The organism is Kitasatospora sp. NPDC034023 (genome assembly GCF_055575795.1).
The window spans coordinates 1-15550 of record NZ_JBVIRY010000077.1; the positions used below are offsets into that span (position 1 = coordinate 1).

17 protein-coding genes and 1 pseudogene are annotated in these 15550 nt (G+C 71.4%); 7 read left to right on the forward strand and 11 right to left on the reverse strand.

Features of this window, described 5'->3' with window-relative positions; all coding sequences use genetic code 11:
- Window positions 1-497, forward strand: a pseudogene (locus ACZ52R_RS42545) (hypothetical protein); the annotation flags it as partial.
- A gap of 204 nt (window positions 498-701) precedes the next feature.
- On the opposite strand, the gene ACZ52R_RS42550 reads toward ACZ52R_RS42545, so the two are convergent.
- Window positions 702-1109, reverse strand: a complete 408-nt coding sequence (locus ACZ52R_RS42550; protein WP_465626667.1) for a transposase — start codon at window positions 1107-1109, stop codon at window positions 702-704.
- 18 nt (window positions 1110-1127) lie between these two features.
- Here ACZ52R_RS42550 and ACZ52R_RS42555 point away from each other — a divergent pair, with 18 nt between their 5' ends.
- The 3 genes from ACZ52R_RS42555 to ACZ52R_RS42565 all read left to right on the forward strand — a co-directional run bounded on the left by ACZ52R_RS42555 (window position 1128) and on the right by ACZ52R_RS42565 (window position 2841).
- Entirely contained in the window at window positions 1128-1307 is a 180-nt protein-coding gene (locus ACZ52R_RS42555; protein WP_465626665.1) for a hypothetical protein, read from the forward strand.
- 112 nt (window positions 1308-1419) lie between these two features.
- Window positions 1420-1782, forward strand: a complete 363-nt coding sequence (locus ACZ52R_RS42560; protein WP_465626663.1) for a hypothetical protein — start codon at window positions 1420-1422, stop codon at window positions 1780-1782.
- Between the two features lie 39 nt (window positions 1783-1821).
- Window positions 1822-2841, forward strand: coding sequence for a hypothetical protein (locus tag ACZ52R_RS42565; RefSeq protein WP_465755490.1), 1020 nt, complete (start codon window positions 1822-1824; stop codon window positions 2839-2841).
- A gap of 737 nt (window positions 2842-3578) precedes the next feature.
- Here the strand turns inward: ACZ52R_RS42565 and ACZ52R_RS42570 are convergent.
- The 3 genes from ACZ52R_RS42570 to ACZ52R_RS42580 all read right to left on the reverse strand — a co-directional run bounded on the left by ACZ52R_RS42570 (window position 3579) and on the right by ACZ52R_RS42580 (window position 5793).
- Complete coding sequence (locus tag ACZ52R_RS42570) at window positions 3579-4859, reverse strand: hypothetical protein (protein ID WP_465626237.1); 1281 nt, start codon at window positions 4857-4859, stop codon at window positions 3579-3581.
- A gap of 166 nt (window positions 4860-5025) precedes the next feature.
- The gene (locus tag ACZ52R_RS42575) at window positions 5026-5247 is read right to left on the reverse strand and encodes a hypothetical protein (protein WP_465626235.1); all 222 of its coding nucleotides are present in this window, start codon (window positions 5245-5247) and stop codon (window positions 5026-5028) included.
- 414 nt (window positions 5248-5661) lie between these two features.
- The gene (locus tag ACZ52R_RS42580; RefSeq protein ID WP_465626233.1) at window positions 5662-5793 is read right to left on the reverse strand and encodes a hypothetical protein; all 132 of its coding nucleotides are present in this window, start codon (window positions 5791-5793) and stop codon (window positions 5662-5664) included.
- Between ACZ52R_RS42580 and ACZ52R_RS42585 the strand changes: the two genes are divergently transcribed.
- Window positions 5788-7095 carry a replication-relaxation family protein gene (locus ACZ52R_RS42585; protein WP_465755491.1) on the forward strand — a complete coding sequence of 436 codons (1308 nt, stop codon included), beginning with the start codon at window positions 5788-5790 and terminating at the stop codon, window positions 7093-7095. The two genes, ACZ52R_RS42580 and ACZ52R_RS42585, sit on opposite strands and share 6 nt — an antisense overlap.
- Here ACZ52R_RS42585 and ACZ52R_RS42590 read toward each other — a convergent pair.
- The 5 genes from ACZ52R_RS42590 to ACZ52R_RS42610 form a co-directional block, all read right to left on the reverse strand.
- Window positions 6977-8245: a YncE family protein gene (locus ACZ52R_RS42590; RefSeq protein WP_465626229.1), complete on the reverse strand. Its 1269-nt coding sequence runs from the start codon at window positions 8243-8245 to the stop codon at window positions 6977-6979. The genes ACZ52R_RS42585 and ACZ52R_RS42590 overlap by 119 nt on opposite strands.
- Window positions 8246-8671: 426 nt before the next feature.
- On the reverse strand, window positions 8672-9391 hold the full coding sequence (locus tag ACZ52R_RS42595; protein WP_465626227.1) for an IS6 family transposase: 720 nt from the start codon (window positions 9389-9391) through the stop codon (window positions 8672-8674).
- 33 nt (window positions 9392-9424) lie between these two features.
- Window positions 9425-9556, reverse strand: coding sequence for a hypothetical protein (locus tag ACZ52R_RS42600; protein WP_465755492.1), 132 nt, complete (start codon window positions 9554-9556; stop codon window positions 9425-9427).
- A 64-nt stretch (window positions 9557-9620) separates the two neighbouring features.
- A complete protein-coding gene (locus tag ACZ52R_RS42605) occupies window positions 9621-11969 on the reverse strand; it encodes an Orn/Lys/Arg family decarboxylase (RefSeq protein ID WP_465626225.1) in 2349 nt (782 codons plus the stop codon).
- Between the two features lie 260 nt (window positions 11970-12229).
- The gene (locus ACZ52R_RS42610) at window positions 12230-12610 is read right to left on the reverse strand and encodes a hypothetical protein (RefSeq protein ID WP_465626223.1); all 381 of its coding nucleotides are present in this window, start codon (window positions 12608-12610) and stop codon (window positions 12230-12232) included.
- 190 nt (window positions 12611-12800) lie between these two features.
- Here ACZ52R_RS42610 and ACZ52R_RS42615 point away from each other — a divergent pair, with 190 nt between their 5' ends.
- Window positions 12801-12968, forward strand: coding sequence for a hypothetical protein (locus ACZ52R_RS42615; protein WP_465626221.1), 168 nt, complete (start codon window positions 12801-12803; stop codon window positions 12966-12968).
- 46 nt (window positions 12969-13014) lie between these two features.
- Here the strand turns inward: ACZ52R_RS42615 and ACZ52R_RS42620 are convergent, their stop codons facing one another.
- On the reverse strand, window positions 13015-13548 hold the full coding sequence (locus ACZ52R_RS42620; protein ID WP_465626219.1) for an EF-hand domain-containing protein: 534 nt from the start codon (window positions 13546-13548) through the stop codon (window positions 13015-13017).
- A gap of 50 nt (window positions 13549-13598) precedes the next feature.
- The gene (locus tag ACZ52R_RS42625) at window positions 13599-14195 is read right to left on the reverse strand and encodes a hypothetical protein (protein WP_465626217.1); all 597 of its coding nucleotides are present in this window, start codon (window positions 14193-14195) and stop codon (window positions 13599-13601) included.
- Window positions 14196-14592: 397 nt separating this feature from the next.
- Here ACZ52R_RS42625 and ACZ52R_RS42630 point away from each other — a divergent pair, with 397 nt between their 5' ends.
- The gene (locus tag ACZ52R_RS42630; RefSeq protein WP_465626215.1) at window positions 14593-15162 is read left to right on the forward strand and encodes a hypothetical protein; all 570 of its coding nucleotides are present in this window, start codon (window positions 14593-14595) and stop codon (window positions 15160-15162) included.
- Window positions 15163-15550: the final 388 nt, after the last annotated feature.

Genomic DNA, 15550 nt, shown 5'->3' on the forward strand with positions numbered 1-15550 from the left:
AATGTCACCCGCTCCCGCCTCGGACGCCTCACCCGCCAGGGCTTCCTCACCCAACCCGGACGAGGCATCTACCAGAAACGGACTTAACGTCCTCTCAGCCGTCGAGTGAGACGCCGACGACGCAAACTCCGAGTGAGACGCCGACGACGCAAACCCCGAGTGAGACGTCCTCCAGCCCGTCCTACTACGTCTTCATCCTCACCAACGTCGCCGATCCAGGGAACATCCTCGTCGGCACCCCCGACGACGTCACCGGCAAACGCACCTGCGACTTCATCGACGGCGGCAAATGCGCCGACCAGGGCGGCGCTGACGTCCCCTTGCAGTTCACCGCAAAGCTGGGCCCGTACCCGACCCTCCAAGTCGCCCAGGCCGCATACTGCGCGAACGCCACCAACCCGCACGCCGGCCCAGGGGGCGCCGGCACCAAGGTTGACATCTTCGGCGGCAGTTACTGGGCTGACAACATCAACTTCAGCTGCCCGACCACACCGTGACAGACAGGTAAGCGCTCCACTTCATCGAGCACGAAGTCAAGGAGAGCAACACCCTGACCGTCTCCTTCCCCGGCCACCTCTGACATCCCCGCACTGCGCCGGACGGTGTCCGGCCGGCGCAATGCGGTGGGCGCGTCGTGGCACACACGACCGCATCCGGCGGCAGGGGTGTTGCAAAGTCCGGTGATCTCGTGAGTTCGCTGGTCAGGCGATGCCCAGGAGGTCGAGCGGGCGGGTGAAGGGCTCGTAGGAGGCGTGGCGGAGGCCGGCAGCGATGTTGCGGTGCCCGGCGGTGCGGAGGGCGTTGATCGCAAGGTTCCGCAGGGTTGCCATGTTCTCCGGGCCGTGACCCTTGCGGATCTTGGAGGCGTCCTCGGCGAAGGTGGTGTCGCGGATGAAGTGGAGCCGGTTCTCGATGGTCCACTGCGATCTGGCGAGTCGGCCGAGCTGCTCGGGCGAGGCTTCCTGCGAGGTCAGGTCGGTGATCGCGTAGACGGTCTGGCGGCTGCACTTGCCGGTGGTGAGGTCGGTGCGGTGTCGCAGGATGCGCGCGGCTTGAACAGCGTGGGGGAAGTCCAGGCCAAGGCCGGTGACGGTGAGGGCTCTGGTCACGCGGGTCTCCCTGCGGCCGTGAGCCCGACACTCGGCGAGGGCTGGCTGGCGGCCTCCTGGGACGACCCGCAGGCCGAGGACGTCCACCAGCTGCTCCACCGGGGCCGGCCGATCGGCTGGACCGCGCCGCTGCCGGACAGCCCGTGGGCCAGGCCGGGCACATCGCCGCCGAGTGCCGGGATGAGCGGGCCGCCGTGATCCTGACCGACCGAGCCAGCGGGGCCCGCACCCACCGCACCGTCGCGACGCCCTGGACGCCCTCCAGCGCGCCCACACCAACCGGCTCCGCGCCCAGCGCGCGGTGGCCGGCGTGCCGCGCCTGGCCCTCAAGCGCCCGACCGGCTGGAGCACACCCAGCGCCCGCGGCCTGGGCGCACCGAACCGCTCCCCGCTCGGCGACGGCCTCTTCCTGCTCACCTGGCCCGACCACCCGGGCGTCCAGGAACTCCAGCAGGCCGGCCACCCCGTCGGCAGGATCGAGGAGTACGACGTCCAGCGCGGCACCTGGACCGCCCTGATCGACAGCAGCCTCGTCGCCAACGCCGCCAGCGGCGAACCCCTGCGCTGCCCCGACGCCGACACGGCCCTCGCCCTGCTGCGCCGCGCTGATCACCGAGATCGGCGCGCTCGTGCCCGGAGACCGTGCCGATCGGGTCTTGGCGCCGTTACCTGAGCGAAGGGTATTGGTTCGAGGCAGCGCAGGAGTATCACCGTGACACATCGCCGTACCGTCAGGCATCCGGCGCCGCCGGGCGTCGACACCCTCCGGTTCACCCCGCGGGGCGCTCTGGACGCCATCGCGGACCCGAGGTTGCGCGGGATGGCCGCCGAGGTCATTGCCACCGGCCTGGTCGAGGAGATCGGCATCGAGTTCGGCACCGTCACACACGCTGTCGACAGGGACGGGGCTCGTGCCGTCGCCGGGACGCTGACGGCCGAGCTGGCCGCCTTCGGTATCCCGTGCCCGGCGGCCGTGGTCCGTGATGTGGCCCCGATGTGCTCTGTGCTGTTGCCGGACCTGGACCGAGATCTCCTGCTGGCTCTTAGCCGGGCCTGGACGTTCTTCGCCTACGTCGACGACGTTTGCGCGCGTGACCGTGTGGAGTTCGAGGCCATCCTGCAGGCCGGGATGCTGCCCGAACGGGGCTCGTCATCGCCCAACGCCCGGTACGCCCGGTACATGTTCGACGACCTGGGCCGGTTCTGCGACGCCACGTTCCTCGCCACCTACAAGATGTTCTTCTACAACGCGATGACGGGTGTCCTGATGGAAGGCGAGTTCACCGCGGACGCGTGCGACGACATCGACACCGAGTCCGTCCGGGTGCGCTCGGGCCACTGCGAACTCTTCTCCACCGCGCTCCAGTTCGCCGCCCCCTGTTTGGACAGCCGCAGCAACCGGCGGTTCTGGGCGGCGGCGCTGAGCCCCAGCGTCGACTTCCTCAACGACTTCAACGACCTGCTGTCGTTCTACAAGGAGGCGGTCGACGGAGACGACTTCCTGGCCAGCCGGATCTATCGCCACGCCATGACACGCAAGATCTCCTACCTCGACGCCTACCGCGAAACCCTCGCCGGAGCACGGGCCACCCACCGCCGCCTCCACCGGCTGGCCGGCGACGAGCAACGTTCCCACCTCGACCGCTTCATGACCGGCTACGTGCACTGGCACCATCACAGCTCCCGCTACCGCTGGCGGGACGTCTACCCCACGCTCGCGCCGGTCACGTGAGCGGCTGCTCAAGGACCTCAGTCAGCCGAGGGTGATCCGGGTGGTGGGCTCACAGTGGGTGTACCTGCCCGCCGGGTACGGCTCCTGGAAGGGCGCCTGCACCCGGTTGCGGAACCGGGCGATCGACGGGCCACCCGGGCGCTGTCAGGGGATGTCAGCCGGGTGGCGGCAGGGTGTCAGCCGGTTGCCGGGGCTGTGAGAACGCTGCCGGTGAGATGTCAGCACGGCCCCGCAACCTTGGTCGCAGAACCTGCCGGGCACGCTCCCAAGCAGCGCGCGGCGCGCCTATGGACAGGCCGCGCGGGCTCCGCGCGCACCGCACCGCGGGTGCGGCTCCCGCACCGCACCGCAAAGGACGGTTGGCGCGAGTACGACGACGCCGTGCCCATCGTGGCCGCCACCCTTCAGCTGCTGGCCGAGCACGGTTCCCCTCCCACGCCCGACTGGCACAGGCATGCCACCGACCGTCGCACCCGCGTCTTGCAGCGCCCGCGTGCGGACGGACCGGTTTCCCTGGGTTCATCGGCCGACGCCGGACTCTTGACACCCTTCGCCGCTGGCTGCGCCTGTGCTCCTCGTTGCGTGGACGCCCGCCATGTTCACGCGCAAGCCCCGGGTACTGCCACGCCGTTGCCTGTCGCTTCGGCGCGCCCGGGACGCTGTCCGTGCCGTGTCCGCCGCTGTGGCGGTCTGCCCGCGCCGCTACCGTCCGACGGCGCCGACAGGGTGTCAGGGAGTCAGGGGGCCCAGGGGCTGCGGTCGCCGATCACGCCGATCCGGAACCCGAGCCAGGGATAGACGTGGCTGAAGAAGGGATTGTCCTGTGGTTCCAGACCGACGGCGGACGGCCACATCTGGTAGGCCGGAGCGTTGGAGACTCCTCCGTGCTGCCGGCGCCAGACCCGGGCGGAGTCGCCACCGGCGGGTGCGGGGGTGATGGTGTCGGTCCACTCGACCGCGTTGCCACCCTGGTCGAGGGTGCCCCACGGGGAGGTGGTCCGGGCCTGGCCGACGGTGCTGAGGCTGCCCTGGTAGAACGCGCGGTAGGCGAGGGGGTCCAGTCCGAAGGGGTTGACGGTCGAGCAGACGGCCGGTTGCACCTGGCCGGGGCACCAGCTCGGGGCGGGCTGGTTGGTGGCGTGGTAGGAGGCGAGCGGCTGGGTGGCGGCGTTCGTGACGTCGCCCGTGGCGGGGTCGAGGACGGTGGGTGACGGTGCGCTCGCGTCGCCGTCGCCGAAGACGCCGGGGTTGGTCGGGTACTTCCAGTAGGAGTAGGTGCCGCCGCCGTTGGGGTCGTAGTAGGCGGCCTTGATCCATTCGTCCTGACTGGGCACCACGAAGCCGGAGTCGTGGGCGCGGGTGGCGTCGGGCCGGGCGAGGTCGTACATCCCGCGTTCGGTCTGCGTCGATAGTTCCACCTGGTAGGTGACGTACTCGAAGCCGCCGCTGGTGTCGGTCCGCCTGGAGACCAGACGTCCGTTGTAGAGGGAGTTGACGAACCGGGCCGCCCTGAGGAAGTCGGCGAAGCCGTACGGTTTATCCGCCCACTCGGGGTAGGCCACGGAGTAGTGGTGGCCGGCGGCCGCGGTGGGCGAGAACTTGATCGGGCCGTACTTGGGCCAGGCCGCCGCGCTCTCGCTCCGGTCGTACAGGTCGTGCGGATCGCGCCCGCGGCGGTCGACCGTGTTCAGGAAGGCCACCCACTGGCCCACGGTGACCTCGAGCTGTCCGATCTCGTAGGGGGCGCCGACGCTACCGACCGTCAGGCAGTCCGTCGAGTCCGGTGGCGCGTCGGCGCAGGACTGGTAGATCGCGTCGGTGAACGGCACCACGGCGACCGACGGGTTCCCGGGTGCCCCGACTCTCGCGGTCCTCAGAGTGACCACCGCGCCCCGGCCGCCCCCGGGTGTGCCGGCTTCCGCCCGGGCAGCGATCGCGGACGGTGAGAGCAGCACCGACACCGCACAGGCTGCGAGGGCGGCCCTGGTGAGCGGGGTGCGGCTGGAGACAACGTGCATGGTCATTCCCTTTCGGCCATGGCAGACCACCCAGGCCAGGGGCCGGCGCTCGGGGATGGTGCGTCATCACGCTAGGCCACCAACAACTCTCCGCAGTCGAAGCATCGCGGAGTGAAAGGTGGAAACCATCTCCCTCACCCGATCGGCGTCCCGGCCGCTCCATCGTTCATGACGGGCCGCTTCCCGACCCGTCGGGCCGTACCCGGGCGATCAGGAGGGCGACGTCGTCGTGGTCGCCGGGGTGGCCGAGCTCGCGCAGGAGCCGCTCGGCTCTGCGCCGGCCGGGGCCGAGCCCGCTCTGGACGTGGCGTCGTTGAAGGTCCTGCGCGCTCCCGTGGTGCGCCGTCTGCTCGCCATGCGTACCGAGGGCCGGCTCACCCGCGCGCATGTCCGCACCACGGCACAGTGCCTGGCGGTCCCCGACCGCACGGTGTGGCGGTGGCCTCCACCCCGAGGGCGGGTGGAGGCCACCGGGCTGGCTGGACTCGGGCCGGTGGGGGAGTGACTACGGTCCCGCGGTCGCGGTCGCGGTCGCGGGCGGGGGTTGCGGTGGCTTCGCCGCCTGCACGGACGGCGTCGATGACAACTGGCTGCGCCAGGGCAGCGCGGACGCCGACCACCCCGGTGCCGGCGTCTGCGCTACTACTCCCACGGCGGCAGCTGCTCCCCCGCCGACAATGGACGCAGCTCTGACAGGGCGAAGCACGCCTCGTCGGGTCCTGCACGGCCAGCGTGTCCCCGCCACGGGGGAGCCGGTTCAGCTGGGTCATCCCCGGCTGAGCTGGCGTGCCACTGGGGCCGCTCACTCTCCCCAGGGGGCTGCAGTGGTGGAGAGTTCCAGGCCGGTCACGCCGTCGGCCCGGCGTTCGCGAAGCAGTCCACCGCCGAACGAGTAGCGGGGAGCGGCGGCGCGCTGGGCGATCTCGCGTTGCATGGCCTGGTCGCCTCGGACGGCAATACCCGGGATCGGCACAAGACGTGGCGGCTGGAGGGTGCGGCCGGGCTGGATGCGGCCGCTGCGGTGCTCGGGATGGTCCGCTCGGAGATGGGAGGTACGGCTCGGGGCGCCGGACGTACTGGTGCCCAGCACGCGATGGCGGTCAACGAGACGATCGCCGCGTTCGTCCTGGGCGGCAGCGCGCCCGGGGCCGCGGGCGGGGTCGGCACGGTGCGGTCCTGGTCGACCGAGACCGAGTTCCCGCTGCCGGGCGGGCGGCGCAAGGTGCGTCCGGACGGTGTGTGGCAGGCCCCGGAGGTCGGGGTGCCGGTGCTGATGGTCGAGGTCGACCGGTCCACCATGGCCCCGGCCGACGTCGCCGCGAAGTTCCCCCGGTACCGCGAGCTGTTCCGCACCACGGTCCGCGACAACGACCCGGCCCTCGCCGAGAAAGAGCCGGCCGACCGGACGGTGCACTGGTGGCGCCGTGCCTACCCCGGCACCCACACCCGCGCCGGGTACCCGCCCGTCGCCCTGGTCGTCACCGACGCCGGCCCCACCGCGCTGACCAACCGCCAGGAAGCGATCGGGGACCTGTCCGCCGGCTGCTGGCGCGGCCGCTGGCGCAGGGAGGTCCGCGACTACAACGACGACGGCTGGCGCGAATACGACGACGCCGTGCCCATCGTCGCGACCACCCTTCAGCTGCTGGCCGAGCACGGCCCGCTCGGGCCGGTGTGGTGGCGCTTCGGCCGCTCGGGCCGGCACTCCCTCATCGAGGCGCTGGAGAACCCGAACAACCGGGCCGCCTACGACCAGCGCCAGGCCGCCCGCGAGGACGAGGAGCACAAGGCCCACCAGGAGCTGATGGACTCCCCGGTCTGCATCGACTGCGGCGACGTTCCCGAGGAGGAGAGCACCTGGGAGTACGGCCGCCAGGGACAGGTCGAGTGGACCCGCCGCCCCGGCGGCCGCTGCTGGCCCTGCCACCAGGACCGCGAGGAGCGCCTGGAACGGGAGGCCGAAGAACAGCTGGAGGCCGCCCGCACGGCCAACGCCGCGCTGCGCCCGTGCTGGACGTGCCGGGGCTCGATCGGGGGGAAGGAGGGCTCGAAGCTGGCCCGGGACGAACGCGCCGCCACGCCGAAGAGGACCGACGCTCCGCCACGGGCTCGGCGCGCTACGGCCTCGTGGGCCCGGTCCAGCCGGTGGGGACGTGGCCGAGGCGGACACGCTGGGGGTGGCGGCCGACGGCGACCGATGCGGTCTTGCGGCCGGTCGCGAAGTCGATGGCGGTGACCTGGTCCGCGCCGCTCTCCGAGATCAGGCAGGACTTGCCGTCCCCGCTCACCGTCGCCCAATACGGTTTGGACGCGGGCACCAGCGGCCCCTCCTGGAGGGTGGCGCGGTCGACCACCGTCGCGTAGTCGTCCACGGTGCCCGCGACGCAGATCCGGTCGCCCGACGGGCTCATCGACAGGCCGTGGTGGCGGGAGTCGTTGGGCCAGGTGGTGCGGTCGGTACTGGCGGCCGGGTCGACCGGGAGGGTCTTCACCCGGGTGATCCGGTCGGCGGCCACGTCGTACTCCAGGAATCCGTTGAAGAAGGACACCTGGAAGTAGAGCCGGGTGCCGTCCGGGGAGAAGACGGCGGGCCGGACGGCGTTGGAGAGGCCGCCGAGGCCGGCGTCGTCGAGGCGCTTGCGCATGTCGATCTCGCGGATCGGGGTGAGGGTGGCCGCGTCGACGACGGTGATGTGCCGGTCGCCCTTCGTCCAGTCCAGCCAGGGCGCGTCCAGGGCGGTTTCGACGTTGCCGATGGACATGTTCCACAGCTGCCGGCCGCCGTCGGTGAAGATGTTCTCGTGCGGCTTGTCCCCGGTGTGGAACGAGCCGAGTTCGGCGCCGGTGCGGACGTCCAGGACGTGCACGGTGTTGGCGGTGGAGGCGGAGACCGCCACTCGGGTGCCGTCGGGCGAGAGCGCCATGTGGTCGGCGCGGTAACCCGCCACCGGGAAGCGCCAGTTGACCCGCCCGGTGGCGAGGTCGAGGGAGACCACGTCGGCGAAGCTGGGCCGGGAGACGACCACGGCGGTGCCGTCCGGCGTGCTGTACATGTCGTCGACGAACTGGTCGTGGCCCTCACCGGGGCCGAGCCGGATGCCGAGGAAGTAGCCGAGCTTGACGGGGTTGAGGTAGATCTCGGCGAGCCGCTGGTCCTTGTCGGGGATGACGTCAATCCGTCCGACCTTGCTGAGGGCGCCGGAGGATTCGATCACGTCGGCGGTGCCGTCCCAGTTGTTGCCGACGAACATCACCTCCCGTAGCGCCGTGGTGGCTCCGGGGGCGGCGCTGCTGGTGGCGGCGGCCGGGGCGAGCAGGCCGAGCGCGACCGCGAGGGTGCAAAGGGATCGGACGCCGAGTCGGCGCCGGGGACCTGTCCTGGACATCGTCGCTCCTTCGTGGGGGTGGCACGACGGGTTGTGAGACGGTCTGTCAGCTTGCGCCATTCAACGGTAGGGAGGGGGCCGGTCCGCTGGCAAGACGTCGGCGGCGGACGCGTTCGCGGCGGGGCCGTCCGCCCGTCGCCGCCTGCCGGTCCGCCGGTCTCCCGCCCACCGCACGGAAACCGTGAAACCCCCTGGTTTTCCCTGGAGGGCCAAGGTTGCTCAGGCGACCTCCGCTCCGTAGCGCGCCCGGTCGTAACGGCCTGCGGCCAGGTCCTCGTTGGAGACCGAGGCGTCGGCGGGGCTGCCCGGCGCCCCGGCCGCAGCCTGCACATCGTCCAGCAGGTCTCCACGGTGCTGTCACGTTAACGGGTGCTTGATCATCTGATGCTGTATCGGGGTGTGATGGGGCCGGTCTCGGGGCTTGGGTCAGGCTGCGGCGGGCAGGCCGGTGTTCCCGGTGACGTGGTCCCAGATGGTGAAGCGGATGGTCATCTCAAGCCGGTATTCGGCGGCGGTGCGCAGATGTCGTCGGGTGCGGAAGTGGGGTGAGATGCCGCTGAACGCGGACAGGAACCGCTGTGCCGCACCCATGGAGCGGAAGCCTTTCATCGCGCGCTCGCGCTGCCTTGTCGGCTGGTGGGAGTTCTCGGCCCGGTTGTTCAGCCCCTTGTGCGAGCGGCGCTCGACCGAGGGCATGAGCTCGCGGTGGGCGACAGCGTAGGAGCGGAGCTTGTCGGTGACCAGCACCCGCGGGACCCGGCGCTGCTTCTTCATCAGCTTGGCCATGAAGCGCTTGGCGGCCTTCGCGTCCCGGCGGGACTGGACCAGGATGTCCAGGACGTTGCCGTACTGGTCGACGGCCCGCCACAGGTACTGCCGTACCCCGTTGATCTTGATGAAGACCTCGTCGAGATGCCATTTGTCGCCCGCCGTGGGCCGTCGGCGGCGCAGCCCGTCCGCGTAGGCCTGGCCGAACTTGGCGCACCAGCGGCGCACCGTCTCGTGCGAGACGATCACGCCGCGCTGCAGCATCAGCTCCTCGACCTCCCGGAACGAGAGCGGGAAGTGGAAGTACAGCCACACGCAGTGGGAGATGACCTCGACCGGGTACCGGTGCCTCGTGTACGCCGGTGACACGACACCCACGACAGGCCCTCCCAGCCACGACCGCCCCGAAGATCATCCCACTTCTCGGTCAACGTGACAGCGCCCTCCGAGCCGTTCACGCAGGGCGTCGAGCAGCGTCGTGCGCGTGTCGACGGTCAGCCGACGCGGGGCCCCGTCGACCTGCACGGTGATTTCCGTTTTCATCGCACGAGAGTCCCCTGCCCCGGCCGCGCTCACACGGCGCACGGCGCCGGGTTTCGGCGGCCGGTCACGGCTCGCGGACGCACTCGATCAGGTAGTCGCCGGTGGCCGGGTCGATCGTGACGCCGTGGGTCTCGCTGCGGAACCCGGGGAACTGCCGGTCGAACTCCTCCAGCGCCCCCAGGTAGCGCAGCAGTGGACCGTCGGGCCCGCCGACCGCCTCGCCCGGCATCAGCACCGGGATCCCGGGCGGCGTGACGGTGACCATCGCGGCCGCGACCCGGCCGGCGGCCCGCGCCAGCGGCAGCCGCTCGGTGCCGCCCCGGATCAGCTGCTGGTAGCAGTGCTGGGGCGGCGCGACCGGCTCGGGCAGCTCACGGAACGCCGTGTCGAGGGCGTCGATCAGCTCGGCCCCGGTGAGGTGTTCGTGCATCTGCCGGCAGAGCTGCCCGAGCGTCAGGCCCGCGTAACGGTGGGGGTACTGCTCGACGAGGTCGCGCAGGACGCGGTCGACCGGGGCGTCGCCGTCGTGCAGCGCCTTGAAGTCCATCAGCGCGTCCATCAGGGTGCCCCACTTGCCCTTGGTGATGCCCATGGAGAAGAGGAGGAGGGTACTGTAGCTGTCGGTCTTCTCGACGACGATGCCGCGGCCGGCCAGGTAGGCGGTCAGGATCCGGGCCGGAACGCCCCAGTCCGCCGTCTGACCGGTGGCCGTGACACCGGGGCAGGTGAGCGTGACCTTGACCGGGTCGAGCAGGCAGTACCCCTCGGTGAGATCGGGGAAGCCGTGCCAGTCCGCCCCCGGTTCCAGGTGCCAGCAGCTCGGCTCCCGGCTCAGCAGCGCGGCCGGGGCGTCGGCGAAGTCGAAGCGCTCACCGGTGGCCGGGTCGGTGACGGTGTCCGGCTGCCAGACGCCGAAGAACCACGCGGGCCGGTCGCCGGCGGCGGCGATCCGCCGTGCCGTCCGTACGACGGCCTGGCGGAACCTGATGGCCTCGGTGACGGCCTCGTCGATCAGCCACTGCCCCTGCGGGCCGTCCATCATGGCGGTGGCGACATCGAGCGAGGCGATCCCGGGGTAGAACGGCGAGGTGGTGCCGTGCATCATGAAGGCCTCGTTGAACCGCTCGTGCTCGACCGGTGCCCGGGGGGCCGACCGCACGTGGACCATCGCGCTCTGCGAGAGGGCGGCAAGCAGCTTGTGCGTCGACTGGGTGGAGAAGACCGTGGGCCGCAGCGGGTCGTCGAAGGTCTCCGGGCCGACCGCCATGCCGTAGCGGCCTTCGTACAGGGGGTGGAAACGGGCGTAGGCGAACCACGCCTCGTCGAAGTGCAGCCGGGGCGTACTGGGTGCGAGCGCGCGGGCCGTCCGGACGGTGTCGTAACAGAGGCCGTCGTAGGTCGAGTTGGTGATCACGGCATACTGCGCCTGGGCGTCGACGGCGTCGGCGGCCAGCGGGTTGGCCGCGATCCGGGCGCGCACCGCCGCGGGATCCGTCCCGGTCGGCGGCAGGGGCCCGGCGAGTCCGTACCCGTTGCGGGTGGGCACCAGGTAGACCGGGCGGGCGCCGGAGATCACCAGCCCGTGCAGCACCGACTTGTGGCAGTTGCGGTCCACCAGCGCGATCTCGTCCCGGGTGACGCTGTAGTGGCCCACCATCCGGTCGGCGGTGGAGTCGCCGTGCAGCACGAAGTAGGTGCGGTCGGCCCCGAAGACCCGGGCCGCGTTGCGCTCGGCCTCGCCGATCGGGCCGTTGTGCTCGAACAGGGAACCGAGCTCGCCGACCGAGATCGACAGGTCGGTGCGGAACAGGCGCTCGCCGTAGTAGTCGAAGAACGCCCGCCCGGCCGGGGACTTGAGGAACGCGACGCCGCCCGAGTGGGCGGGGGTGTGCCAGGAGTACTCGTGCGCGTCGTCGAACCCGCGCAGCGCTTTGAAGAATGGCGGCAGGATGTCGCTGTGGTAGGCCCGCGCGGCGGCTTCGACCCGGCCGGCGACGAAGGCCGGGGTGTCCTCCAGGGGCCAGATGTACCCCGTCACCACCTCCGAGACCCACAGCGGCAGTGCCTCGAACTCCCGCTCCGAGTCGTCCGACATGACGAGGAAGGAGGGGAGGTCCTTGAAGCGCCGCCCGATCGTCCGCAGCACGGCGGCGCCACCGTCCCGGGCACCGCCCGGCCCGGGGCCGGCGCCGGAGTCGGGCCCGGCTCCGGGCGGGAGCTCCCAGGCGACGACGGCGGCGGCGATCCCCGCCTCGGTCTGCAGCACGGCCCGGGCGTCGCGGGCGCTGGCGGCCCAGCGCAGCTCGAAGCCCCGGTTCTCCAACTCCTTTCCCACCCGGCGGAGTTGTTCGCCGGCGGCTCCCGACCGGACCGGCCCCTCGGGCAAAGCCAGCAGGATCTCGCTCTTCCCCATCGCTCAGCACACCTTCCCAGACCACGAACCCGTCGATGCCGGCCCAGTGTCCGCGCGACCGGGCGCGTGCCACCGGCCTTTGCCACTCGGTTCCCCCGATCGGGTGGCGCACCGGTCGTGCCCCCGTCGAGTGCGAGCGGGCGTGCGGCGGAGTGGGCTACGGAGTGGGCTGCGCAGTGGCGTCCGCACGCGCACGCCGTCGCGCTACCGGACGGGAACGCTGGAGGAACCGGGGCTCAGGCGCCTTCGGGCGGGGCCGGTCAGTGGCCGGGTTCGGGTTTGTCCGACTCCTTCGGGTCGATGCCGGTGCGGGTCTTGGGCGAGTACGACCCCGACGGGCGGCCGGAGGGGCCTTTCGGGCCGTGGTCGCGTCGGTTCTCGGAAGGCCCCTGGTCCTCACCGCGCGAGCCTTCGCTGTGCACGGTGTTCCCGGGCACCTCGCGGTGCTCCTCGGCGGCGGGTTCGCGCCCCGGGCCGGGCTCGGGAGCGTAGGTGTCGGGATGGAAGGAGCGGTGGGCGCTGTCGTTCGGTTCCTGGTGCTCGGCGTCGATGTCGCCCGACCAGCCGTGCTGGCGCCCCTGGTGGCGGCTGGCCTGCCCTTCGTCCATGGAGTGGTGGGCTGCCGGCTTCTTGGAGGTCATGGTGTCCCGTCCTCGCGTCTGGAAGCTGTGGAAGCTGTTGTCCTGCGCCTGTCCAGTCCTGGGCTTGTGACACCCCTGGCCGGGGCGCTCGTCGCCCTTCCGGTGCTCAGTGCCGGCGCAGTAGCCTGGACGGTTCATCCGCATGCGAAGGGGTGATGTGGTGGTTCATGCGAACTGGGATCCGGCGTCCGTGGGCGAGGTTCTCGAACCGGCGGGCGGAGAGGTGCCGGAAGCGGTGCGACGCCGGGCGCGCAGGGAGATAGCCGCCCGCGCGCTCGGCCCGGAGAACTGCCGGCTCCTCCTGGAGGTGCTGGGTCTGGTGCACGAGGAGCCGGCGTCGTCGTCGGCACACCGGTGAGAGCCGGTGACCGCCCAGGCGGGAGCGAGGGCGGTGCGGGAGCGGGTCAGTACAGGGCATCGCCCGTGGGGGAGCCGTCGCCGGTGACGTACGCGCGGATCGAGGCCAGGTACTCCTGGCGGCCGACGCGTCCGTCGCCGTCGCCGTCCAGTGCGTCGAAAGCGGCGTCGGCGTTGTCGGCCCGGTTGCCGAGGGCCTGGCGCAGCGTGGTGAACTGCGTCCGGTCCAGGGCGCCGTCCTGGTCGGCGTCGGCGAGGTCGAACAGGGCGCCCAGGGCGTACTGGCAGACGGTGTCGAACTTCTCGGCGTCCACCCAGGCCTCGTACTCCGGGTAGGTCATCAGGCCGTCGCCGTTGGCGTCCATCGCGGCCCAGGCGCGTTCGCCCGTGGTGCGCGCGGCGATGACCAGGGGATCGTCGTCGTCGCGTCCGGTTGCCCGCCGGGTTCGTTCGATGCGGACGAAGTAGTCGTGGCGGGAGGCGACTCCGTCTCCGTCGGTGTCCAGCATGGCGTAGATGCGGGCCTTCGGGGTGGTGGGGTCGGCCGGGGCCGGGTGGGGCTGGGTCGAGGGGAGCGGCATGCCGGTCTTCCTTCGGGTGCGGGCGGGGCGGGTGGCGGTCGCCGGGCCGGTCACTGGGTGAGGCGGAGCACGAGGGTGGAGTCGACGGCGGTCTCACCGGCGAGGGTGCCGCAGCCGGTGCCGGTGCTGGTGCCCACGGCGTTGACGGTGTCGCCGGCGAAGCGTGCGCTGTCGGGGGTGACGCCGCGGGTGACGACCAGTGAGGCCGTACCGTTCACCTTGACGACGTCGATCTTGTCGAACCGGAAGGTGGAGACGGTCCCGTCGAGCCAGTGGACGGTCGTGGTCGAGGTGTCGCCGTGTTCGTCGCCCGTGCACTCGGCGGCCGGCATGGTGACCGTCCGCTCGAAGGTGCCGGTGGCCGAGGGCGCGCCGGCCGCGTCCACGCACGACACGGTGCCGGTCATGGCCAGCATGTCGACCACCGCGCTCAGCAGCAGCGCGCTCACCGCGGCCAGGACCGCGCTCGCGCGGCGGCCCCGGTGCGGGCGGCCGGCCCGTACCGGTTGTACCTTCCACCCCGCTGTCAGGCCCGCCAGCAGCAGGGGGAGCAGCAGGATCGGCCAGCCCCAGGCGATCCAGCCGGGGATCACCACGGCTGCGGTGAGGCCGGTGAGGGCGGTGTGGCCGCGTGAGCCCCATAGCACCGTGAGCTCGGTGGTCCGGCGTGCGGGGGCTTCCCGTAGTTCGGGATCCGGCCGGTGTGGTCGAGGAGGGCATCGGTGGCGGTCAGCAGGGCCGCCAGCGTCTCGTCGAAGCCTGGGCTGGCGGGCTCAGCTGCCTCGACGGCACCGCGTCGCTGGGCGACGTGGTGTTGCAGCTGGGTGAACCGTGCGGTGACCGATTGCACCGTGTTCCCTCCTCCGCTTCGGGACGATCGCGGTCGTCGACGCGAGGGTAGCGGTGTGCACGGACGGCTTGCTTGCGATTTCAGAAAGTGACCGACTCGAAATGGGGGTCGCTGGCGCGGCCCTACGATGTGGGCGCCGCGCGAAGGCCGTGAACTGCACGGTCGGAGGGCGACTTCGAGGAGGACAGGGGCTGATGGGACGCCACAAGAAGCACCACCCACGACGGGCGCCGAGGGCCGTCACTCCTGGTCCGGCCGAGGCGGGCAGCCCCGTCGTGGACGAGGGGTTTCACCGTCTGCACCCCGAGCTCGGGGGCTGGGACATGGAGCGCTGGCTGCTCGCACCCGGTGGCGGAGACCCGGACCTCGGGCAGTTCGCTGCCTACGAGCTCCAGGAGCACCTCGACACCTCCTCGCAGGTCACCCCCGCACAGGTGGAGGCACTGCGGGCCGGCACCGTGACGGTGCACTACTTCCTGCGCACCGTCTTCGACGAGGACACCGGCATGTCCTACTGCCAGGGCGTGGTCTACAGCCCGGCGACAGGCTGGATCGCCGTGGAACGGCCGTGGGAGGAACAGGACGAGGACGACACCTCGGTCCCCGACGCCCGCGCCTGGAGCGCGCCCGCCCTCGACCAGTTGCTGGCCGGCCTGGAAAGCCACCTGCCTGAGCTACGCGCCTCCGTGGACGTCGACGGCGACGAGGGCGCCCTCCTCAGCCTCCACCTGCGGGAAGCGCTGGCCGCCGCCGGACGGGCCTGAGCACGGTTCGGACTTTCACCAACAGGCGAGACATCGCATGCGGACACTGCCGGTCTGGACGACGACGCGTACCTGCGTTCAGGCGCGGGGGGCCGACGGTTCCCTTTCCCAGGAAACGCGTCCATCAGCTCGCCGTTGCAGGTCCGGGGGCCGACAGCGCCCGGACCGGGCGGGCAGCGGCCCGACGCCAGCCGACCCGCACCTTGTCGCACGGGCTGCTCCGGGCTGGGCCCCCGACGCCGCCGCAACGTTCAATCTACCGGGGAGGTCCGCCACACACTCAACCCCGGGCTTACTGACCTTGGCGCTTCAAGGTGATTGGCCTGTTTGTGTAGCTGACTGGCAGTCATTTGCGCGCTATGCCGTTGGTATGCGCTATGCGGATGGG